Origin of the sequence: Arthrobacter sp. M2012083, assembly GCF_000281065.1 — a bacterium.
In the GTDB taxonomy this organism is placed as follows: domain Bacteria; phylum Actinomycetota; class Actinomycetes; order Actinomycetales; family Micrococcaceae; genus Arthrobacter.
Map to the genome: position 1 here is coordinate 155,784 of NZ_AKKK01000039.1, position 22,127 is coordinate 177,910.

Annotated in this window: 20 protein-coding genes; 14 read left to right on the top strand and 6 right to left on the bottom strand. The window is 62.7% G+C overall.

Going from position 1 to position 22,127, the window contains the following annotated elements:
* Window position 1: 1 nt before the first annotated feature.
* On the bottom strand, window positions 2-2,176 hold the full coding sequence (locus A477_RS0116720) for an MMPL family transporter (protein ID WP_017200082.1): 2,175 nt from the start codon (window positions 2,174-2,176) through the stop codon (window positions 2-4).
* Between the two features lie 164 nt (window positions 2,177-2,340).
* Here A477_RS0116720 and A477_RS0116725 point away from each other — a divergent pair, with 164 nt between their 5' ends.
* The 5 genes from A477_RS0116725 (at window position 2,341) to A477_RS0116745 (ending at window position 6,426) form a co-directional block, all read left to right on the top strand.
* A complete protein-coding gene (locus A477_RS0116725) occupies window positions 2,341-2,862 on the top strand; it encodes a MarR family winged helix-turn-helix transcriptional regulator (RefSeq protein WP_017200083.1) in 522 nt (173 codons plus the stop codon).
* A gap of 29 nt (window positions 2,863-2,891) precedes the next feature.
* Complete coding sequence (locus tag A477_RS0116730) at window positions 2,892-3,707, top strand: methyltransferase domain-containing protein (protein WP_017200084.1); 816 nt, start codon at window positions 2,892-2,894, stop codon at window positions 3,705-3,707.
* Between the two features lie 119 nt (window positions 3,708-3,826).
* Window positions 3,827-4,201 carry a YciI family protein gene (locus tag A477_RS0116735; protein ID WP_017200085.1) on the top strand — a complete coding sequence of 125 codons (375 nt, stop codon included), beginning with the start codon at window positions 3,827-3,829 and terminating at the stop codon, window positions 4,199-4,201.
* 36 nt (window positions 4,202-4,237) lie between these two features.
* Window positions 4,238-5,425, top strand: a complete 1,188-nt coding sequence (locus A477_RS0116740) for a DUF6596 domain-containing protein (protein WP_157367113.1) — start codon at window positions 4,238-4,240, stop codon at window positions 5,423-5,425.
* Between the two features lie 17 nt (window positions 5,426-5,442).
* Window positions 5,443-6,426, top strand: coding sequence for an aldo/keto reductase (locus A477_RS0116745; RefSeq protein WP_017200087.1), 984 nt, complete (start codon window positions 5,443-5,445; stop codon window positions 6,424-6,426).
* A gap of 28 nt (window positions 6,427-6,454) precedes the next feature.
* On the opposite strand, the gene A477_RS0116750 is transcribed toward A477_RS0116745, so the two are convergent.
* Entirely contained in the window at window positions 6,455-7,528 is a 1,074-nt protein-coding gene (locus tag A477_RS0116750; RefSeq protein ID WP_026005712.1) for a DNA polymerase IV, read from the bottom strand.
* A gap of 171 nt (window positions 7,529-7,699) precedes the next feature.
* On the opposite strand from A477_RS0116750, the gene A477_RS0116755 reads away from it, so the two are divergent.
* Window positions 7,700-8,323, top strand: coding sequence for a LysE family transporter (locus A477_RS0116755; RefSeq protein ID WP_017200089.1), 624 nt, complete (start codon window positions 7,700-7,702; stop codon window positions 8,321-8,323).
* Between the two features lie 96 nt (window positions 8,324-8,419).
* Here the strand turns inward: A477_RS0116755 and A477_RS0116760 are convergent, their stop codons facing one another.
* The gene (locus tag A477_RS0116760) at window positions 8,420-9,463 is read right to left on the bottom strand and encodes a LacI family DNA-binding transcriptional regulator (protein WP_017200090.1); all 1,044 of its coding nucleotides are present in this window, start codon (window positions 9,461-9,463) and stop codon (window positions 8,420-8,422) included.
* A gap of 201 nt (window positions 9,464-9,664) precedes the next feature.
* Between A477_RS0116760 and uriH the strand changes: the two genes are divergently transcribed.
* Genes uriH through A477_RS0116775 form a run of 3 tightly spaced genes read left to right on the top strand, consistent with a single transcriptional unit; the run spans window position 9,665 to window position 13,070 of the window.
* Window positions 9,665-10,675 carry a uridine-preferring nucleoside hydrolase UriH gene (uriH, locus tag A477_RS0116765; protein WP_044569081.1) on the top strand — a complete coding sequence of 337 codons (1,011 nt, stop codon included), beginning with the start codon at window positions 9,665-9,667 and terminating at the stop codon, window positions 10,673-10,675.
* Complete coding sequence (uriT, locus tag A477_RS0116770) at window positions 10,675-12,117, top strand: uridine transporter UriT (protein ID WP_017200092.1); 1,443 nt, start codon at window positions 10,675-10,677, stop codon at window positions 12,115-12,117. The genes uriH and uriT overlap by 1 nt, the downstream gene beginning before the upstream one ends.
* The gene (locus A477_RS0116775) at window positions 12,114-13,070 is read left to right on the top strand and encodes a ribokinase (protein WP_017200093.1); all 957 of its coding nucleotides are present in this window, start codon (window positions 12,114-12,116) and stop codon (window positions 13,068-13,070) included. The genes uriT and A477_RS0116775 overlap by 4 nt, the downstream gene beginning before the upstream one ends.
* Before the next feature lie 79 nt (window positions 13,071-13,149).
* Here A477_RS0116775 and A477_RS0116780 read toward each other — a convergent pair whose 3' ends face one another.
* A complete protein-coding gene (locus A477_RS0116780; protein ID WP_044569057.1) occupies window positions 13,150-13,461 on the bottom strand; it encodes a putative antibiotic biosynthesis monooxygenase in 312 nt (103 codons plus the stop codon).
* A 99-nt stretch (window positions 13,462-13,560) separates the two neighbouring features.
* Between A477_RS0116780 and A477_RS0116785 the strand changes: the two genes are divergently transcribed.
* From A477_RS0116785 to pabB, 3 genes are all read left to right on the top strand, one after another.
* Window positions 13,561-14,166, top strand: a complete 606-nt coding sequence (locus A477_RS0116785; RefSeq protein WP_017200095.1) for a TetR/AcrR family transcriptional regulator — start codon at window positions 13,561-13,563, stop codon at window positions 14,164-14,166.
* Between the two features lie 107 nt (window positions 14,167-14,273).
* Window positions 14,274-14,834: a low molecular weight protein-tyrosine-phosphatase gene (locus A477_RS0116790; protein ID WP_017200096.1), complete on the top strand. Its 561-nt coding sequence runs from the start codon at window positions 14,274-14,276 to the stop codon at window positions 14,832-14,834.
* Window positions 14,831-16,876: an aminodeoxychorismate synthase component I gene (pabB, locus tag A477_RS0116795; protein ID WP_017200097.1), complete on the top strand. Its 2,046-nt coding sequence runs from the start codon at window positions 14,831-14,833 to the stop codon at window positions 16,874-16,876. Before A477_RS0116790 ends, pabB begins: the two co-directional genes overlap by 4 nt.
* A 22-nt stretch (window positions 16,877-16,898) precedes the next feature.
* Here the strand turns inward: pabB and cls are convergent, their stop codons facing one another.
* The gene (gene cls / locus A477_RS0116800) at window positions 16,899-18,299 is read right to left on the bottom strand and encodes a cardiolipin synthase (RefSeq protein WP_237715819.1); all 1,401 of its coding nucleotides are present in this window, start codon (window positions 18,297-18,299) and stop codon (window positions 16,899-16,901) included.
* A 158-nt stretch (window positions 18,300-18,457) separates the two neighbouring features.
* On the opposite strand from cls, the gene A477_RS0116805 reads away from it, so the two are divergent.
* Entirely contained in the window at window positions 18,458-19,399 is a 942-nt protein-coding gene (locus A477_RS0116805; protein ID WP_017200099.1) for an aminodeoxychorismate lyase, read from the top strand.
* Window positions 19,400-19,656: 257 nt separating this feature from the next.
* A complete protein-coding gene (locus tag A477_RS0116810; RefSeq protein WP_017200100.1) occupies window positions 19,657-21,111 on the top strand; it encodes an amino acid permease in 1,455 nt (484 codons plus the stop codon).
* 463 nt (window positions 21,112-21,574) lie between these two features.
* On the opposite strand, the gene A477_RS0116815 is transcribed toward A477_RS0116810, so the two are convergent.
* Window positions 21,575-22,057: a carboxymuconolactone decarboxylase family protein gene (locus A477_RS0116815; protein ID WP_017200101.1), complete on the bottom strand. Its 483-nt coding sequence runs from the start codon at window positions 22,055-22,057 to the stop codon at window positions 21,575-21,577.
* Between the last annotated feature and the right edge of the window lie 70 nt (window positions 22,058-22,127).

Below are 22,127 nucleotides of genomic sequence, written 5' to 3' on the forward strand. Positions count from 1 at the left end.
ATTATCGGCCGACCGACGCCTCTTCCTCCTCGCGAGGAGCGATCTGCGCCGGCGAAGACTCACGCGCCAGCTTTCCCGGCCACCAGATCTTGCTGCCGATATCGTAGGCCAGCGCGGGAACCAGCAAGGAGCGGACCAGCACCGTATCCAGCAGCACACCGAACGCCACAATAAACGCGAGCTGGACCAGGAACATGATGGGGATGACACCAAGGGCCGCGAAGGTAGCGGCCAGGACCACCCCGGCAGAGGTAATGACACCGCCGGTAACGGCCAATCCCCGCAGGATTCCCGGACGTGTCCCATGCTTCAAGGACTCTTCGCGGACACGACTCATCAGGAAGATGTTGTAATCCACGCCAAGTGCTACCAGGAACACGAAACCGAAGAGCGGCACGGTAGCGTCAGCGCCGGAGAACCCGAAGACTCCATTGAAGACCCAGGCCGAGACACCCATCGCAGCACCGTAGGAAAGCACCACAGAGAGCACCAGCAGCACGGGTGCCACTACCGAACGCAGCAGGAGCATCAGGATGAACAGGATGACCACCAGCACGATCGGAATGATGACCACCAGGTCGCGTTGCGCAGTGGTGTTGGTATCCAGTGCCGTCGCCGTCACCCCACCTACCAGAGCGTCGGCGTCGGCCTCCTTGACTGCCACCCGCAGCGACTTCACCGTCTCTTCAGCCTCAATCGAATCCGCAGCTGAGTTCAACGTCGCATTGATCAGGACCCTGCCCTCGCGGACAGCCGGATCAGCAGGAGTCCCGGGAGCGCCGGTGATGGGAACATTTCCATCAGCCAGCAGGTAAGCGTCGCCCACGCCGTCGGCCGCTTTGACCTTCTCCAGCACTTGCTGCGCAGCACCTTCGGAAGTCACCACGACGGCGGGGCTGCCGCTGCCGGCGTCGAAGTGGCGCGCCAGCGCTTCCTGGCCGTCGACGGCGTCGGATGCGGAAAGAATGACGTCCGTTTGCGGAACCCCGTTGGCCTTCAACTGCATCAAGCCGGTCGAAGCGGCAAGCAGCAGCAGGACCGAAGCCACCCACACAACGCGCGGCCGCTTGGAGACCAGCCGACCCGTGGCGCGCCACAGACCCTTTTGCCCCTCAAGTCCGGTGACAATCTCTGGTTCGCGTTCGTCGTCGGGCAGCAGTTTGGGCCGGAAGGGCCAGAAAGCGGATCGTCCAAGCAGAGCCATCAATGCGGGCAGGAGTGTGAGTGCGGCGAACAGGGAGCAGAGGATGCCGGCAGCGGCCACAGGACCAAGGGCCTTGTTGGAGTTCAGGTCCGAGAAGAGCAGGCAGAGCAGTGCGATGATCACGGTGGCACCCGAGGCAAGAATTGGTTCGAACGATGCCTTCCAGGCCGTAATGACTGCCAGCGTGCGGTTAGTGGTGTGAGTCAGGGCTTCACGGAACCTCGCAACATACAACAGTGCGTAGTCGGTAGCCGCACCAATCACAAGAATTGAAAGGATGCCTTGGCTTTGGCCGTTCAGTTGGATCCAGCCGAGCTTGGCCATGCCGAACACCAGCAGAATCGCGGCACACAATGCGAAGACCGAGGTGAACAGCACCGCCAGCGGCAGCACCACCGAGCGGTAAACCAACAGCAGGATCACAAACACGGCCCCCAGGGCAACCAACAGCAGAATGCCGTCGATTCCGCCGAACGCGTTGACGAGGTCGGCGGTCAGGCCAGCCGGCCCGGTGACGAACGCCTGCATTCCCTCCGGGGCACCGGGCTGCACGACGTCGCGCAGCTCCTGGACCTTCTCCCGCAGCTCATCGGAAGACGCCATGGGAACAATGAACTGGACGGCTTTGTCGTCTTCGGACGGAATAGGCCCGACGACGGCGCTCCCCAGCTTGAGTGCCTCGATGTCGGCTTTCAGTTGGGCTGCTTCGCCCAGCTGAGCCGGGGTGAAGGGGGTGCCGTTCTCCACGATGACCACCGCAGGAATCTCTTCCGAGTCCCTGAACTTGGCCTGCCAATCGCCGGCTTCCGTGGCTTCGGCGCCGGCGGGAAGGAAGGATGCCTGGTCGTTTGAGGAGACCTCTTCCAATCGCCCAAAGGTGGGGCCGCCGATGCCGGCAATGCCGAGCCACGTAATGACAAGCACCACGGGCACTAGCCAGCGGAGCCAGAACGGTACTTTCTGCGAGTTCATGAGACCTTCTTCTTCGGGGATGACCGGCGAGCTTTATTCCATCATAGATTATCTCTATCATGGAACTATTGGAAGCTCCGATTGCTGTTGATGCCGGATAACCGGACCGCTGGGAGTAATATCCGGAAGGCAGCAAATATGAGACGACTGGCAGGAGGGCGGACATGTCGGACCCAACAGTCCCGCGACCTGAGGCGAGCCGGCCCGAGAACTCAGCCCCCCAGGAACTGGTTCGCCTCCTGCAGGACTTCACCCTCGAAGCGAACCACTACGTGGACGCTGCAGGTGGCCGAAACGACATGCACCGCACGGACCTGAATGCACTCGCCGTCATCATGCGCCACTCCGCAGCCGGCAAAGTTGTGACGCCCGGCGTTCTCCGCGCCGAACTGCGGCTCAGCTCCCCCGCCACCACTGCGTTGGTTGATCGCCTGCATGCCTCCGGACACGTGGTCCGCGAACGCCTTGGCACGGATCGCCGGCAAGTCCAGTTGCAGATGACACCCAAGGCGTACCGGGATGGCAGCGCAATGTTCATGCCGCTGGCTATCCGGATGGGCAAGGCCATGGCCGCGTACAGCCCTGAGGAGCTGGAGCTGGTCACCCGGTTCATGACGGACATGGTGGAAGCCACCCTCGCAGCCCGCGAGGAAGCCACCCAACCCGACGCAACGCGCTCCACCTAAATTCACCTTCAAAGTTGTAGCGTTTCCCTATGAACGCGCAGCAGCCTGAAGATGTCTATACCCACGGGCACCACGAGTCGGTTGTCCGGGCCCACGCCTCACGGACGGTCGAGAATTCGGCCGCGTTTGTGATCCCCCATCTCACCCCCGGAACGTCAGTGCTCGACGTCGGATGCGGACCAGGCAGTATCACTTGCGACTTCGCCGGGCTGGTTGCGCCCGCTCAAGTCATCGGTTTGGACCGGTCCGCCGACATCGTCGCTCAAGCCACCGAACTGGCCACCGAGCGCGGCGTGGACAACGTGGCCTTCCAGACAGGCAACATCTACGACCTCGACTTTGAGGACGAGTCCTTTGACCTCGTCCATGCCCACCAAGTCCTCCAGCACCTGACCGACCCCGTCGCCGCCCTCCGCGAGATGCGTCGCGTGGCCAAACCCGGGGCGATCGTTGCCGTCCGCGACGCTGATTTCCACGGCATGAGCTGGTACCCGGAAGTACCCGAGCTGGACGACTGGATGGAGCTCTACCAAAAGATCGCCCGGCGCAACGGCGCAGAACCCGACGCCGGCCGACGCCTGGTTTCGTGGGCTCAGCAAGCAGGTTTCACCCAGGTGGCGCCGACCAGCAGCAACTGGCTTTACGCCACCGCACAGCAGCGCGCGTGGCAATCCAGGGTGTGGAGCGAACGCGTGCTGCACTCAGCCTTCGCCGAGCAAGCCCTTGAGTACGGATTCGCCAACGAGGCCGATCTCGCCCGGATCGCCGCTGGCTGGCATCGATGGGGCGCTACCGATGACGGTTTCTTCCTCATTCCGAATGGTGAAGTCATAGCCCGCGCTTAGTCATCACAGAAAAAGGTAGTCCTCACAAAAAGTTTGCCCCACCATGTAGAAATGCCCACCGCAGTTCCGACCCTTGAGTGAAAGCACCCACAAAGGGCGCTCCTCATAAGGAGTTTGAGATGAAATACATGATCATGATGTTCGGGTCGGCCGAGGGCATGATGGAGACCGCCGACCCCGCCTGGATCCAGGAAATGATCGGATTCATGATTCAGATCGACAAAGACCTGACGGAGTCCGGCGAGATGGTGTTCAACGCAGGCCTGGCCGATGGCAGCACCGCGAAGCTGGTCAAACAGACCCCCGGCGGCGTCATTACCACGGATGGCCCTTACGCAGAGTCGAAGGAGTCGCTGGTGGGCTACTGGGTGGTCGATGTAGCCAGCGAAGAACGTGCCGTTGAGATCTGTTCAAGCATCGTGAAGTACGCACAGGTGGTTGAGCTTCGCGCAGTCCAGGAAGCTCCGCCACAGGAAGCTTTGCCGGAGGTCTAACTGGGTTCCCCGCGGGAAACGCGACTCGAGGACCTGCTGCGCACGTTGGCGCCGCAGGTTCTCGGCGTGCTGGCACGTACGCATGGACAGTTCGATGCCTGTGAGGATGCCGTCCAGGAAGCGCTCCTTGAGGCCGCTCTTCAGTGGCCCTCCGGGCTCCCGGACAACCCCAAGGCGTGGTTGATGGCGGTCGCATCCCGTCGGCTGGTGGATTATTACCGAAGCGAAGGCGCCCGACGAGCCCGCGAAGAACGAGTCGCGGCCATGACCGTGGATTTGTCCTACAGCTCCCTCCCGGAAGCCGACGACACCCTCACCCTGATGTTCCTCTGCTGCCACCCGGCGTTATCGGCACCGTCGCAGCTCGCCTTGACGCTCCGGGCCGTCGGAGGACTCACGACGGCGGAAATCGCCTCGGCCTTCATGGTCCCCGAATCGACCATGGGACAACGCATCAGCCGCGCGAAACAAGGGATCCAAAAAGCGGGAGCCACGTTCAGCATGCCGCCGGCTTCCGAGCGCAAGGCAAGGCTCGGCGTCGTACTTCACGTGCTGTACCTGATTTTCAACGAAGGCTACGCTGCAAGCTCGGGTCCGTCGCTGCAGCGCGAGGAGCTCACCACTGAAGCCACCCGGGTGGCGCGCCTGCTGGTGGCCGTTGCACCGCACGAACCGGAGGCCGTGGGCCTGCTGGCGTTGATGCTGCTGACCGATTCCCGACGCACGGCGCGTGCGCTGCCGGACGGAACACCCGTGCCCTTGGCGGAACAGGACCGACGGCTCTGGAACCGGACGCAGATCGAAGAGGGCATCGCGCTGCTTTCCTCCGTGCTCGGGCGCGGAGCCGCCGGGCCGTATCAACTTCAGGCGGCCATCGCGGCCGTTCACGCGGAGGCGGTCTCCGGCGAAGAGACAGACTGGCCGCAGATCCTCGCGCTGTACAGAGTCCTTGAAGCAGTTGCACCCAGTCCCGTGGTCACGCTGAACCGGGCGGTAGCGGTGGCCATGGTTCATGGACCGGCCGCCGGACTCGACCTGCTTGTCGGGTTGGATGGCGCGCTTGGCCGGACGCACCGCTTGGACGCCGTCAGGGGCCATTTACTGGAGATGTCGGGCGCCTACGTGGAGGCCCGCGCAGCGTACCTCTCGGCTGCCAAGAAGACCGGAAGCCTGCCCGAACGAAAGTACTTAATGGGGAAAGTAGCGCGGATGGACGAGCAATAACCCATATAGTCGAAACCATGGAACAGCGCATACTTGGCAAGACCGGCCGGTCCGTCTCCACCGTCGGACTGGGAACGTGGCAACTCGGAGCCGACTGGGGTTCCGTCACCGAAGAGGACGCCTTTGCCGTCCTTGAAGCCTCGGTGGAAGGCGGCGTCAATTTCTTCGACACCGCAGACGTTTATGGAGACGGCCGCAGCGAGCAGTTCATCGGACGCTTCCTCCGGGCACATCCGGACCTGGACCTCACCGTTGCCACCAAAATGGGCCGCCGCGTGGATCAGGTCCACGAGAACTACACCTTGCAGAACTTCCGGGCGTGGACCGACCGTTCGCGGAGGAACCTGCAGCAGGACAGCCTGGACCTCGTCCAATTGCACTGCCCTCCCACGTCCGTCTACAGCAGCGACGAAGTTTACGACGCCTTGGACACCTTGGTCAGTGAAGGCGCCATCCGCAATTACGGCGTCAGCGTCGAGCGTACGGATGAGGCCCTTGAAGCCATTAAGCGCGGGAACACCGCATCCGTGCAGATCATCCTCAACGCTTTCCGCCTGAAGCCCCTCGACGAGGTGCTGCCGGCAGCCAAGGAAGCAGGCGTTGGCATTATTGCCAGGGTGCCGCTTGCCTCCGGTTTGTTGTCCGGGAAGTACACCCCGGACACCGAGTTCCCTGAGGACGACCACCGGAATTACAACCGCGACGGGTCTTCCTTCGACGTCGGCGAGACGTTCTCGGGCGTCGATTTCGCAACCGGTGTTAAAGCCGCTCAAGAGTTTAGTGGATTAGTGCCCGACGGCGTCAGCACCGCACAAGCGGCCCTCGCCTGGGTCATCGCCCAGGACGGTGTCACCTCGGTCATTCCCGGTGCACGATCCGCTTCGCAGGCGGCCGCAAATGCCGAGGCCGGTGGGATGCAATCCGTCGGGGCAGGGCTGGCTGAAGGAGTTCGGGATATCTATGACCGCTACTTCGGCGAAGCGATCCACCCGCGCTGGTAGCTGCCGGGCCGCCGTCGGGCGTTAGCTATCACCAGCCGCTGCGCGTCGGCGTATGTCCTTTCCGGGCTTCCTCGGGCATCGGCATCTCGGCGCGCAATCCGAGGAGCCGGATGGGACGGTCCGGCTCCATTTTGGCGGTGAGGTCCAGGGCCCGCGCGAGGACTTCATCCCTGTCAAAAGTCTCGGGGATCTTCCTGGCGTAAGTCTTGGTGAAGAACGGTGCATAACGGACTTTCAGGGTCAGCCCGATCACCGGGCGCCCCTCCGCTGCGACGTCTTCCAGGACCTGCGCCGTCAGTTCCTTCACGGCGTCCTCGATGTGTGAGGGGTCAGTGAGATCCTGCTGATACGTGGTCTCCCGGCTGTGCCCGCGGGCGACCCACGGCGTGTCATCCACCTCGCTGGAACCTTCCCCGCGTCCCAACCGGGCGTACCACGGGCCCATCTTTGGCCCGAATTCAGGGACGAGATCCTGGGGATCGCACGCAGCGAGCTCTGCCACCGTGGTGATGTGGTGCTTGGCCAGCCGCTGCGACACTTTGCTTCCGATGCCCCACAACTCCTTGGTGGGCCGACTCCCCATGACGTCCAGCCAGTTCTCTTTGGTCAGCCGAAAGATGCCTGCCGGTTTGCCGAAATCCGTGGCGTTCTTTGCGCGAACCAACGTGTCGCCGATGCCCACGCTGCAGTGCAGCTGGGTATGTTCCAGGACGGCGGCTTGGAGCTGCTTGGCATACCCTTCAGGGTCCTCAGTTTCGACGCCCACGAAGGCCTCATCCCACCCCAGCACCTGCACGGTGGCTCCCGGCTGTGCGCGGAGGGTGGTCATCACTACTTCCGAGGCGGCGAGGTAGGCCTCCTGATCGACCGGCAGGATGATGGCGTCGGGCACTTTACGGGCTGCGATCCTCAGGGGCATCCCGGACCCCACTCCGAAGGCCCTGGCTTCGTAAGACGCCGTGGACACCACGGCCCGTTCCGTAGGATCTCCCCGGCCACCCACAATGACCGGTTTGCCGGCGAGTTCAGGCCGGCGCAGTACCTCGACCGCCGCAATGAACTGGTCGAGATCAACGTGCAGTACCCAGGGGATTCCGCTCACGGCACCAGTTTGCCCTACGGCCCGGCCCCGTGGCTGTACCTTCACCACCTTCTTTGATCCGCGGGGGCGCGAGAATCAACCAATTCCGAGTGCATTCCGCCTCGTCAGCCGCCAAAGTAGGTGGTGAAGCAACGCGTCCGGAGAACCCACCTCACGGGCATAAGCTGAGATGTGCAGTTTTCACTTTGGCTGGCCCTGGTTGGCGCCGGCACCCTGATCAGTTTCACTCCCGGCGCCGGTGCCATTTTCACCATGAGCAACTCGCTCAATTCCGGCTTCCGACGCTCCATCTGGGGCATTCTCGGGCAGCAGGTGGCCCTGGTCATCCATATCGTCATCGTGGCCTTGGGTGTGGGTGTGCTGGTTTCCAACTCGCCGGTGATCTTCAACGTCATTCGCTACGCGGGCGCCGCGTATCTGGTGTACCTCGGTATCCGGCAATTCCTGCACAAGCCGGACTTGGACAAAGAGAAGGTGGACACCCAGAAGAACGAGTCCGCCCTGTCCATGTTCCAACGCGGCATCTGGGTGAACCTGCTGAACCCCAAAGCCATTGTGTTCTTCCTGGCGTTCATGCCGCAGTTCATCAGGCCGGACCAGCCGCTGCTCCAGCAATATGCGGTGCTGACAGTCACCGTCCTGGTCATCGACATCATGGTGATGTGGTTCTTCTTCGCCCTGGCGGCGCGGTCCTTCCAGCGATTTACCCATGACCAAAAGGGCCAGAAAGTCCTGAACCGCGTCTTCGGCTGTCTGTTCGTACTCGTGGGCATCCTGCTCGCAGTCATCCACTAGCGGGGCAAACCCTGGTGCTGACTGGATGACCGCGCAGCAGGTTTACTTCGCGGTGTCGAACCCCGTATAGGAAGCGCAGCTCCGCCCCCCTGTCTCCTAGCTAGGAGACGTAGATCCCCGCACCACCAACGAGCTCCCGAGCGTCACCTGCGATTCCTCCAGCGGCAGGCCTTCCATCAACCCGCGCAGCTGCTCCCCCGCCTTGCGTCCCAAGGGCGTCGCCGGCAGGTGGACGCTGGTGAGGCTGGGGTTGCTGGTGGCCGAGTAGGGCAGATCATCGAAGCCTGCCACCGCCAGTTCCTCAGGGATGCGTACACCCTCAACCCGGGCTTCCTGCAGTACGCCATAGGCGTGCGTATCGGTACCGCAAACGACGGCGGTGACCTCCTCGCGTTGCCACTCCGGCCAGGCAGCAGCGAACGCAGCGGCGGCGGCACCGACGTCGATCGGGGTGCTGACCACATGCCCATCAGCCACGGAAAGTCCACAGGATGCAGCCTCTGCAAGGAAGGCTTCGCGCCGCAACTGGAAAGTGGCTGTACCCGTCACGCCGTCCACGTAGGCAGCCCGGGTGTGTCCTGAAGCCGCCAAGTGCCGGGCCAGCTCGCGGGCGCCTTGGGCGACGTCGAGATTCACGGAAGGCGCGTAGGACTCAAGGCCCGGCGCGTCCAACAGCACCAGAGGGCCCGAGGGGGACAGTTCCTCCAGGAACTCCGCGCTGGGTGCACCTACCAGCAAGCCGGCAGGGCGGAGTGCCAGAAGTTTGCGGACGTCGTCAGCCTGCGGTGATTCTCCGGCGTCGGTTACGGAGAGCAGCAGCTGGTATTCGGAACCCAGTGATTCCCGAACGCCCGCGATGACGTTGGCAAAGAAGGGGTTGGAAACATCCGGCGTCACCAGGATGACAATCGAGCTGACACCGCGGGCCAGGGAACTGCCAATACTGTCCACCACGTAGCCGAGTTCGGCGATGGCAGAACGGACCCGGGAAATGTTGTCCTCGGATACCCGCCCTTGCGTTTTTCCGTTCGCCACCAGTGACACGGTCGCCGTCGAAACGCCTGCCCGGGCGGCCACCATCGCAGCCGTCACGCGAGGTGAGCGGGGCGCGCGACCGTGGCGCCGATCCAGGGATTCCATGCATCGATCGTAGCGTTCATAAGCGGCCCTGACCTGCGAGAAGGCATCAAGCGCTTGACGCAAAGGACGTCAGCAACCACGTTAAGCGTTTGACGTAGCCTGCAAAGCAGTGCCAGAATTCCCCTGAATGCTTAGCGCCCCGCCTCGGGCAAGTACCAGGCAGGCCCCAATGACGTGGAGAGAAACGTGGACCCCAATCCCATGACAGCACGCAAGAAGATCATTCTTGACTGCGACCCTGGCCATGACGACGCAGTGGCATTGCTGCTGGCACACGGCAGCCCCGACATCGAGCTGCTGGCGGTGACCACCGTGGTAGGAAACCAGACTCTGGAAAAGGTGACCCGGAACGCCCTCTCCGTAGCCACCATTGCCGGCATCACGGGCGTCCCGTTCGCCGCCGGCTGCGACCGCCCCTTGGTGCGCACCATCGAAACGGCCCCCAGCATCCACGGCGATTCCGGCATGGATGGCCCTGAACAGCCCGAGTCCGCAATCGAACTGGACCCGCGCCACGCCGTCGATCTCATCATTGAAACCGTCATGGCGCATGAGCCGGGCACCGTCACTTTGGTCCCCACCGCGGGCCTCACCAACATTGCCATGGCCGCCCGCAAGGAGCCGCGCATCGTGGAGCGCGTGAAGGAAGTCGTCCTCATGGGCGGCGGCTACCACGTGGGAAACTGGAGCGCCGTGGCGGAGTTCAACATCATCATCGACCCCGAAGCCGCCCACATCGTATTCAATGAAAAGTGGCCCGTGGTGATGGTCGGCCTGGACCTCACGCACCAGGCGCTGGCCACGGACGAGGTGGTGGACCGCATCGCAAAAATTGGCACCAAGCCGGCCAAGTTCGTCCTGGAACTCATGGACTTCTTCCAAAAGACCTACAAGGATGCCCAAGGCTTCGACTTCCCGCCGGTCCACGACCCCTGCGCAGTCGCCTATGTCATCGATCCCACCGTTATGACCACCCGCAAGGTCCCAGTGGACATCGAATTGCAGGGCAAGCTCACCCTCGGTATGACCGTTGCAGACTTCCGCGCACCCGCACCGGATGACTGCCACACCTCCGTTGCCGTGGACCTGGACCACAAGAAGTTCTGGGATTTGGTAACCGATGCGATTGAACGGATCGGCGAACCAATGCGCGACGCCGGCGCTGACGCCACCGCCGTAGCCAAAACGGTACTGGCGGGAGAGTCCCACTAATGACCACGCTCACCGAAGCCAAATCCACCCGCGGAAACGTCACCGCCCTCATGGTTGCATTGCTGGCAGCCTGCGTGGCCTTCCAGCTCAACGCGTCCATGCTCAGCCCGGCCTTGGTCACCATGGGCAACGAACTCAACACGGACCAAGCCACCATCGGCCTGTCCCAGACCTGGTTCTTCACCGCCGCAGCCCTCTTCTCCCTCTTCCTCCCGCGCCTGAGCGACATCGTGGGCCGTAAGAAGATCCTCGTTGGCATGATGCTCCTGATGGCGGTGGGTTCGGTCATCGCAGCAATGGCCCCGGACGTCACGTGGCTGTTCGTGGGCCGCATCATCCAAGGCGTTAGCGGCCCCACCGTTCCGCTCTGCCTGATCATGCTCCGCTCCGCGGTCACCAACCCGCGCAAATACGGCACTCTCATGGGCCTCATCACCGCGGTCAACGGCGGTGTGGCCGGCGTCGACTCATTCGTGGGCGGGTACTTCGCTGAAAACTTTGGCTTCCGCAGCATCTTCTGGCTGATGGTTGCCCTCGCGTTGGTAGCCACGGTCCTGATCGCCGTCCTGGCCGGCGAGAGCAAGCCTGGCGCAGGCACCACCATGGACTGGCTGGGCGTGTTCTTCATCGTCATCGCCGTCGGCGCCCTGCTGACCGCCCTGAACGAGGGCGCCAAGCTGGCCACGGCCTTCGACCCCGGAACCCTGACCCTCGCGATCGTGCTCACGGTGATTGCCGCCGTCGCGTTCTTTGCGTTTTGGACGGTGGAGAAGCGCGCCAAGCAGCCCATGGTGGAAACAGTGCACCTGCGCCAGCGCTCCACCTGGGCTCCGCTGCTGACCACCACCCTCACCATGACCGGCATCTTCGCGGTCATCAACGGCATAGTCCCCGCCTATGTTCAGGCAGCTGATCCCGGCTTCGGCGTTGGCCCCACCGAGATGTCGCTCATTATCCTGACCCCCTACGCGCTGCTGGGCTGGCTGTTCGGCCCCATCAGCGGCCGGCTTGCCCCGGTCCTCGGTTACACCAAGGTCCTGCGCATCGGCTTGCTCGGCAGCCTCGTTGCCTTGGCGATCATCGCTTTCTTCGGCCTGAACAACCTGCCGATGATGATCGTGGGCACGGCCTTGCTGGGCATCATGTACGCCGGTACCGTCAACATCATGCTGAACGGACTCGGCGTGGTTCTCTCGCCGCAGGGCAACCCAGGCTTCCTGCCTGGCATGAACGCCGGCGCCTTCAACCTCGGTGCCGGTCTCAGCTTCCTTGTCCTGCCCGCGGTCCTCGTCGCCACAGCCTCGTTGAATGATGACAAGGCTTCTTATTTGACGGTGGTTGTGGCTGGTCTGGCCATCACCCTCGCAGCCTTCGCAGCGTCACTCCTGATCCCCAAGCCGGTTGACGCAGAAGTGACCGAGGACGAAAAGGTGGCCGCATGACCAGCGCACCCAAGGCGGGAATCGTCGTCGTCGGCTCCCTTAACGCAGACCTGACCATCTACTGCGACCGCCTCCCCCAACCAGGCGAGACAGTCCACGGGAACGGTTTCGCGGTGAACCCGGGCGGCAAGAGTGCCAACCAAGCGGTGGCCGCCAGTAAGCTCGGTGGGCAAGTAGCCTTGATCGGCGCTGTAGGTGACGACTCCAACGGCACCATGCTCCTTGACTCCACAGCCAACGCCGGAGTGGACGTTTCGCGGGTCCGACGCTCCGACGTCGCCACCGGTGTCGCAGTCATTTCCGTCGATGCCGGCGGCGAGAACAGCATCATTATCTCGGCCGGAGCCAATGGCACCCTGAGGCCGGCGGACGTTACGCCCGACGGCTTCGAGAACGCGGCTGTGGTGTGCCTCTGCCTGGAGGTGGGAATCGATACTGTGATGGCCGCCGCCCAAGCGGGGCACGACGCCGGTGCGACAATTCTGCTCAACCTCTCGCCCTACGCCGAGGTGCCGGAGCGCTTGGCCGGGCTGAGCGATGTGCTGCTGGTGAACGCCCATGAGGCGTCACTGTTTCTTGGCGCAGAAGCCGACGTACCCGACGTCGAGGCCAGTGCGGAGGCATGGGAGCCGGTCCGGAGCCAGTTTGCGGACCGGGGTTTGCTAAGGGTTCTGGTGACCCTCGGCGCACACGGTTCCGTAGTCCTGGATTCGTTGGCGCGTGGCGCTCAAGACCACATCACACGCATTGCCCCGACGCGTGTTTCTGCCGTTGACACCACGGGTGCCGGCGATGCCTTCACTGGTGCTGTCGCTGCACGTTTGGCCGCTGGCGAGTCCCTCGCTGATGCGGCGTCTTTCGCTTCGGTGGCCGCCGCGTTGGCTGCAACCAAGAAAGGGACACAGGCCGCGTACCCGGGCATCGCCGACGTCGAGCGGCTGCGGGGCGCTTAGTCCCGGCGCCGCACCCAACTGGGTCGCAGTTCAGGCCGTTTTTGAGCGCTCAAACGGCCTGATCTGCGACCTACTTGGGTTAAGCGGATTTGCGGGCTGCTCGCTGGGTCGCGCGCTCCACGGCCTTGCGGGACAGTGCACCGTGGCCGGCCATAAGCCGGGGCACCACAACGTAAACAGCCGCGGGAACCACAAGGGCGGTCAGCAGCAGCGCCCTCAAGACGGGGTGCCACGAGTCCATGATGGGTCCAAGCAGCAGCATGCCAAGGGACACGAGCGGGAAGATGGCCAGCCACGTAATCACCGCCCGAACGTGCACGGACGGCATAGGCGGGCGGGCGGCCGGCGCTGTGGGGCCGGCGGCGATCTCGGAGGTTGTTTGTGTGGTCATGGCATTCTCCAACTAAACGGTTGCTTTTGGCTTGGGATCACAATAACCCCGCTCGCCAGCAATTACAACCATCTAGTTGGAAACTGGTAATATGACCCTATGGCGTGGGACACAGAGCGAACCAAGGGGCGGCTGCTCGAAGCGGCAACGTCCGAGTTTTGCGCGCGTGGACTGGCCGGTGCCCGCATTGACCGCATTGCCGCTGAAGCGGGCGTAAACAAGGAGCGGATCTACCAATATTTCGGCAACAAGAATGCACTTTTCGACGCCGTCATCGTCACCGCCTTGAGCTCACTCATGGACGAAGTACCCATCGAGGGCAGCGGACCCGAGGCCATGGCAGACTACGCCGGCAGGCTCTTCGACCATCACCGGAAGGACGCAACGGCACCACGGCTCCTGTTTTGGGAAGGGCTCGAACGCGGCGCGGAAGTTGTGGGACTGCCGAAGCGGATGGCCAACTGCGCCTCCAAGGTCAATAGCACCATCGCCGCCCTCCCCGGCATTTCCAGGGAGGACGCCGGGGATCTCCTCATCACTATCGTGAGTTTGTGCGACGCCGCCCCCGTCCTCCCTGCACTCGACGGACTGATGGCAGGCGACGATCCGGGCAGGGCCGAAAGGCGACGCGCCGCCGTCGTACGCACCGTCTACCTGGCCGCCGCAGCGTTGGCCGCCGAAGCGCAGGAAACCACTCCCGCGTAGCGCAAGCATCCGCCCAAAGCACATGCGTGACAGCTTTGACAGGAAAAGTGACTCACTTGTGAAGTTCCCCCTAGCCAAGAGGGGGCGCCATGAATCATGCTTGCTGCATGTACTCAACGACGAGCCCATACCGCATCATCACGGTCTGCACCGGAAACATCTGCCGCTCGCCCATGGCAGCGCTCATGCTGACCGAAGCCTTCGAAGCGGAAGGGCTCGGCCGGCTTGTAGTGGTGGACTCCGCGGGTACTACAGGGTACGAGGTGGGACACCCCATCGACCCCCGCGCCGCACGTGTCCTAACTGCCCGGCACCTTGCATCGGAGGACCACGTTGCCCGTGAATGGCGGCGGGAATGGTACGCCGAACGTGACCTGATCCTCGCACTGGACGTTGACCATTTCGGCTGGCTCCAGGAGGGCGCGCCGGATCATTCTTCGCTCGAAAGAGTTCGGATGCTCCGCAGCTTCGATCCCCACATGGCGGGGCGCAGCTCCCTGGACCTGGGCATCGAAGACCCTTGGTACGGCGGGCACGCGGACTTCGATAACACGTGGACGCTCATCAAGGCCGCCGTTCCCGGGATTGTGCAGTATGTCAGGGCAGCTATCAGCTCCGCGGAGGCCGCCGCAGGCCAGGACCACCAGCAGGTAACCTCTATGACATGACCCCTGCACCTGTGATCATCGCTGTTGACGGCAGGTCCGGCGCAGGAAAAACCACGCTGGCCGTTGAACTGGCGGCCCGGTTGCGGCAGCACCACAAGGTTTCACTGTTCCATCTGGAGGACATCTACCCCGGCTGGAACGGTCTCATGCCCGGCATCGAGCGGTACGTTGGCACGGTCCTGAAGCCGCTGAGCACCGGCCAGGCGGCGGAATGGACCAGTTGGGATTGGGAGAAGCATTACGACGGCGGCCTGAACGTCACGCTGCCCGCCGAGATTGTCATCGTGGAAGGCGTAGGAGCGGCGGCGGACGCAGCCCGTCCCATGCTGGACGCCGTGGTGTGGGTGGAATCCCCCGGCGACGACCGCCGTCGCCGGGCCCTGACCCGTGACGGAAGCACGTACGAACCGTACTGGGACAGCTGGGCAGCCCAAGAGGATGAGTGGCTTTCAACCGATGAGGTGATCGACGCGGCTGACATCCGCGTGCAGAACCTTGCGGATGGCAGCGCACCGGATGATGTCCTGCAGGCGCTCATGTACCTGCCTTCGGTTGCTGCCATCTTGTCGCCCGAACTCAGCGCCCGCCGAGGGCTCCAATTGCGCTCCGAGCGCCTGGCGGAGACCCCTGACGCTGCGCTTCTGTTCGATTCCCTGTACGGCAAGTCCACGAACGCGGTGTGGTTGGATTCTTCCAATGCCTCCGCCGTCGCTGGCCGGTCCCAAGCGGCGGCCCGCAGCCGCTTCAGCATTCTGGCGGACGACGGCGGCACCTTCGGCCAGTCGGTACTGCACCGGTCCGGCATGACCCACGTCACCGCCGGTTCCGCCACCGTGAGCACGTCCGGGCCGTTCTTCCGCTGGCTCGACTCCGTCTGGGGCCGCCGCGCCGTCCGGGCACCCCGCGGTTACGACGGCCAGTTCACGCTTGGCTGGCTCGGCTACTTGGGATACGAACTCAAGCGCGAAACCGGCGGCAATGACGTTCCCTCCGACACCCCGGACGCGGCCCTGCTCTTTGCCGGCCGGGCCGTGGTGCTTGACCATCGCGAGCAAACTGTCTGGCTGCTCGCCCTGGACGCGCCCGACGCCGAGGAGTGGTTCCGGGAGGCCCGCGCCGCCGTTGAGGCTGCAACCGCCCCTGATTCCGCCGCCCTTGACGCCGCCGTCCCGGGCCCGCCCGGCACCGTTCCCGAATTCACCAGCCGGGACTCCGCCACGGATTACAAGCGCAAAATCGCGGACTCCCAGCACGAAATCAGCGAAGGAAACTCCTACGAGATCTGCCTGACCACCACGTTGGAAGCCTCCGCCGGGGACTTGGATCCTTGGGCAAGCTACCTCAGCCTTCGACGCCGGAACCCGGCGCCGTTCGCCAGTTACCTTCGGTTCGGCGAACTGGTGGTCGCGAGTACGTCGCCCGAGCGGTTCCTTCGCATATTGTCCGACGGCGGCATGCGCGCGGAGCCGATCAAGGGGACCCGGGGCCGGTCCTCTGACGCATCCGAGGACGCCGCTTTGCGGCACGACCTTGAAACGTCGCTGAAGGACCGCGCGGAGAACATCATGATCGTGGACCTGCTGCGCAACGACCTCAGCCACTTCGCCATCCCGGGCTCGGTGACCGTCAGCCGGCTGTGCGCGATCGAGAGCTACGCAACGGTGCACCAAATGGTGAGCACCATAGACGCGCACCTTCGTCCGGGAGCTCCGCGGGCGGAAGCCCTGGCCGCAGCCTTCCCCGCCGGGTCAATGACAGGTGCGCCGAAGATCAGCACCATGGACATCCTCGACCAACTCGAATCCGGTCCGCGGGGCATCTACTCCGGCGCCATCGGCTACTTCTCCTTGAGCGCGGCCACGGACCTTGCCGTGGTGATCCGCACCCTGGTGGTCAATCCCGACGGCACTGGCGGGCGAACCCTGTCCCTCGGCGTGGGTGGCGCTATCACCGCGGATTCCGTTGCGGACGACGAGTACGAGGAAATACGGACTAAGGCATTCGGCGTACTGTCCACGCTGGGCGCTGCATTCCCGAGCTGAGCCGCTAGTCCACAGTTGAGGACTACTGGAGCGTCGCCGTCAATCTGGCTACGTTATCCACATACTTTGCCAGCGGGGGTCTATCCATCCAGTCTTCCAACATAAGCTCACGGGACACCTCGCGATACGTGGACTCCACGGCCCGCATGAGGTTCACGGTTTCGGCGCCGAGGAGCATCACCGAGACCTCCATGTTCAGGGAGAAGGAGCGCATGTCCATATTGCTGGAACCAAGAACGGCCACTTCGTCGTCGATGGTGAAGTGCTTGGCGTGGAGGACATACGGCGCCCGGTACAAATAGATACGAACCCCTGCATCCAGCAGGGCTTCGTAGTAGGAACGCTGGGCGTGGTGAACCAGGAACTGGTCCCCTTTTTCGGACACGAAGAGCTCTACTGCGACCCCTCGCTGCGCTGCCGTGGTGATCGCGTACAGCAGGGAATCGTCAGGGACGAAGTAGGGGCTGCAAATGGAGATCGTGTGCTGCGCGGAATAGATCAGGGTGTTGAACAGGCGGAGGTTGTTTTCGGTGGCGAAACCCGGGCCACTCGGCACAACCTGGGCTGTGACGCGACCAGGCGCAGGCTGCGTGGGCAGCCGAAGCTGGTCTTCCAGGGACTCGTCGGTTTCGCTGAGCCAGTCAGTCGCGAACACGACGTTCAAGGTGGCGACGATCGGTCCCTCAAGCCGGGACATGAGCTCAACCCATTTGCGTCCTACTTTGTGGTGCTTCGGGTTGTTGTAGGAAGGCTCGATCAAGTTCTGCGAGCCTGTGAAAGCGACCAGTCCGTCGATCACCATGATCTTGCGGTGGTTCCTCAGGTCCGGGCGCCGCCATTGACCGTGAATGGGTAACAGCGGGAGCATGCGCTTCCACTGGATCCTGCTTGCCTTCAGCCTTCGGATCAGGCGGCGGTATCCCTTGACGCGAAGCGTTCCAATGTGGTCGAAGAGGAGCCTCACTGTGACACCGCGCTCGGTCGCTTTTTCCAGTTCAGTCAGAAGTTCGTCGGTGACGGAGTCGCTGCTCATGATGTAGAACTCCGCGTTGACGTAGTCCTTGGCGCCCCTGACAGCCTCGGCCATGGCTTTGATCGACTCCTCGTAGCCGGGAATCAGTTCAACCTTGTTGCCGTCCACCATGGGCAACGAACCAAGCCGGTGGTTCAGCTCACCCGCCGACTTCACCCATTCCGGGCCTGAATAGACACTCACGGGGTCGGCAAGATCGGAGGTGACGGCACGCACGCGCCGATTCACTTCTTCCTGCTGCTCACGCCGGCGCTTGGAGAGCTTGAAATTGCCAAAAAGGAGGAAGAGGACGAACCCTACAGATGGGATGAGGAACACAGCCAAAAGCCAGGCCATGGCGGTGGTGGGACGCCGGTTGCCGGGAATGATGCCCAAAAGGACGATGCGCATGATCACTTCCGCGATGGCCCACGCGCCTAATAACCAGGTCCACTCCTGGCCAAACGGAAAAGGAAAGAGCACCTGCAAACCCCCACAGTCCAAGAACAACAGTGACCACAGCCTATCCGGCAAAGTCATGCGTCACGGCCCAGCACTAAGCTGGGACCATGACTTCACCTGCTCCCACGGTCCTGGTTTTCCTGGACCCCGCCTTCGAAAACGGACGTATTGCCGATTCAAGCCAGCCTCAGCTCATGGCCACTGACCTTGGTGCCACCCGCGGCGACGGAGTGTTCGAATCACTCCTCGCTGTTCAGGGACGTCCCCGCAAGGTCCAGGCCCACCTGAACCGGCTGGGCAGTTCCGCAGCAGCCTTGGACCTGGTACTTCCTGAGCAGGATGCCTGGCGCAAGGCGATCGATACCGCCATCAACGAGTTCCGCGGCGTCCACCCGGCCCCCACACCGGAGGAGGACGAGGTTGTGGTCAAGCTGATCGTGACCCGCGGTGTCGAAGGCGCCGCAAGCCCCACATGCTGGGTGCAGGCATCGCCCTCACCTGCGGGCAGTCGCCGTCAGCGCGAGACGGGCATCGACGTCGTACTTTTGGACCGTGGTTTCGACACCGAAGCCGGCGAGCGCGCGCCGTGGTTGTTGCTGGGTGCCAAGACGCTCTCTTATGCAGTAAACATGGCAGCTCTTCGCTTTGCCCATAAACAGGGCGCAGATGACGCCATCTTCACTTCAACGGATGGCCGCGTCTTGGAGGGCCCAACCTCCACTGTTTTGCTGGCTCACCTTGAAACGGTCGATGACGGCGAAGGTTCCGTGAAGACGGTACGCCGCCTCATCACGCCGCAGCATGACAGCGGAATTCTGCCCGGCACCTCGCAGGGCGCACTGTTCGCGGCGGCGAAAGCTGCGGGCTGGGAGCTCGGCTATGGGCCGCTTGTGCCGCAGGACCTGTTTGATGCCGACGCAGTCTGGCTTATTTCCAGCATCCGTTTGATCGCTCCTGTGAACCACATCAACGGCAAGGAAATCGGTTCGCCGGCTGTTCGGAAGCAGCTCACTGCCGAACTCAATGAGCTCTTCGCTGGCATCGAGTAAATCGTTGGGCTTCCTAGGCTTTTCGCTTACTAAGCCCCGCTAGAACCTAGCAGGTCACAAGTAGAGTAATTGCTCGCATGACTTAATGATTAGAAACTCTTGGGCTCGACCGTGGGCGCCCAGTGCGTTCAATCACGTTTCTTATCCTCCTTGAAATGGTCATTCGTCATGTGATGAATCTTGTTCTCGTGTTAGTTGGATCACGTCCCGCTAGTGCAACTACTTCAGACTTTGCTGGCTAACTTCCCGGAGGGAATATGGGACTCAGCTCCCCCACAGAAGCCGAAGCATCGGCAACCGAGGCACAGCCCCAGACTGGCGCCTCACAAACAGGACTTCGCCGGTCCATGGAGGCCCGGCACCTGGTGATGATCGCCATGGGCGGCGTCATCGGCTCTGGCCTGTTCGTTAGTTCCGGATACACCATCTCCACGGCCGGCCCCTTAGGTGCCGTCATTGCCTTCCTCATTGGCGCCGTGGTGGTCTACCTGGTGATGGCATGCCTCGGGGAACTCGCTGTTGCGTTCCCCGTCTCAGGTGCCTTCCACATATACGCCGCCCGCACCATTGGCCCGGCTACTGGCTTTGCCACCGCCTGGTTGTACTGGCTCTGCTGGGCTGTGGCTTTAGGTTCCGAGTTCACCGCAGCGGGCCTACTCATGCAACGCTGGTTCCCTGGCGTAGACGTCTGGATCTGGTGCTTCATCTTCGCCACGGTCCTGTTCACCCTCAATGCCATTTCATCGCGCGTCTTTGGTGAATCGGAGTTCTGGTTCGCGCTGATCAAGGTTGCCGCCGTCGTCGGCCTGATCATTCTGGGCGGCGCCGCATTGGCTGGCTTCCACCCTCTGGCCGCTGGCGGGTACCCGTCCTTTGGCGAGAACTTCAGCACGCCGGAAGGGCTCTTCCCTAACGGATTCACTGGTGTCTTCGTCACTTGCCTTGCGGTCTTTTACGCTTTCTCAGGCTCCGAGCTGATCGGCGTTGCCGCGGGAGAAACCGCAAATCCCGGCGCGAACATCCCCAAGGCGATGCGGACCACCGTCATAAGACTCATGATCTTCTTTGTTGGTGCGATCGTGGTTATCGCCGCCACCATTCCCTACGAACAAGTCAGCGTGGACGAGAGCCCGTTTGTCACGGTCTTCTCCATGCTCGGCATCCCCTACGCCGCGGACATCATGAACTTTGTGATCATCACGGCACTGCTTTCCGCTGGCAACTGCGGACTGTTCTCCTGTGCACGCATGCTCTTCTCGCTGGCCGACGAAGGCCACGCCCCCAAGGCCTTCCGTAAACTGACCAAGCGCGGGATCCCCATGGTGGCCCTCTGCGTCAGTATGCTGGGCGGTTTGGCTTCGCTGATCAGCAGCGTTGTTGCCCCGGCCACCGTCTACTTGGTGCTCGTTTCCGTGGCCGGTTTCGCCACCGTGGGTGTTTGGATGTCCATCGTCGCTTCACATTTCATCTACCGCCGGACGTTCATCAAGAACGGTGGAGACCTGAGCACGCTTCCGTACAAGGCTCCCCTGTTTCCGCTGGTACCGATCCTCGCGTTCGCGCTCTGCTTGGTATCGCTGATCGGCATCGCGTTCGACCCCAACCAAGTGGCTGCACTCCTGTTCGGCGTTCCGTTCGTGGGTGCCTGCTACGCCATCTTCTACTTCAAATACGGACGACGCCGGTCGCTCAAGAAAGCCGTGGCCGCCTAGAACCTTAGGTTCTGTGACTTCCTGGCCTTCTGTGGAAGTCAATCAGCCCCTGGGCAACCCTTCGCGGTTGTCCGGGGGCTGATCTCGTTTCAACACGGTCAGGGCTCTCCTTGGGTGGTGCCTTCGCCACCTACTTTGATTCTTAGATGGCCCCGACACGCCTGCTATGGGGGGGTGTCACACCCCTGTTGAACGCCAAAGTAGGTGGTGGCGGTACGCCCTGGCTGGATCCTCTGAGAACTTACGACGGCGGCCCTCGCCTTGCCTGCCCGCGCTTTCCTCCGCAGCCTCCTGACCTCTTTGGAAGTCAATCAATGACAAAGGGGGGGGACGACCCCACGCCTCGTGCCGCCACCACCCACATTGAATCCTGGATGACTCCGACACGCCCGCCAAGGGGTGTGTCACGGCCCTGTTGGACGCCAAAGTAGGTGGTGGCAACACACTCGGCCAGCGACGGGATCTATTTCTTGGCTGCGCGTACCGGGTGCTCGCTCAAAATGGACAGGCGATTGAAGGCGTTGATCCCTATTGCCGCCATGCAGAGGACGCTGATCTGCTCGTCACTGTAGTGCTGGCGTGCCTGTTCAAAAAGCTCGGGGCTGGGCCTCGACGAGCTCATACGGGTGATCTGCTCAGCCATCTCCATCGCTACCACCTCAGGGGGTTCAAACAGCTGAACTTCCTTGTAAACGGCAACGAGGGACAGCCTCTGTTCCGTCTCGCCGTATTTGAGGGCGCGCCGGTGATGAAGGTCCAGGCAAAAAGCGCAGCCGTTGATCTGCGAGCACAAGTAGTTGATGAGCTCAAGGGTACGGCGCGGGATGCCAAGCCGGTCAGCTTCGTCCACGAGTTGCTGGGAATAGTGGCTCAGTGTCGCGTAAAGATCCGGCTGCTGCTTGTCCAGATAGCCGGCCAGACGTGGTTTTGTTTCCTGTTCAGGCATGGTTGGAGCCTAACGCAACGGGGTTCCTGTCCCCGCTTCAGCTCCTGAATGCGGAGGCGAGGGAGCCCCT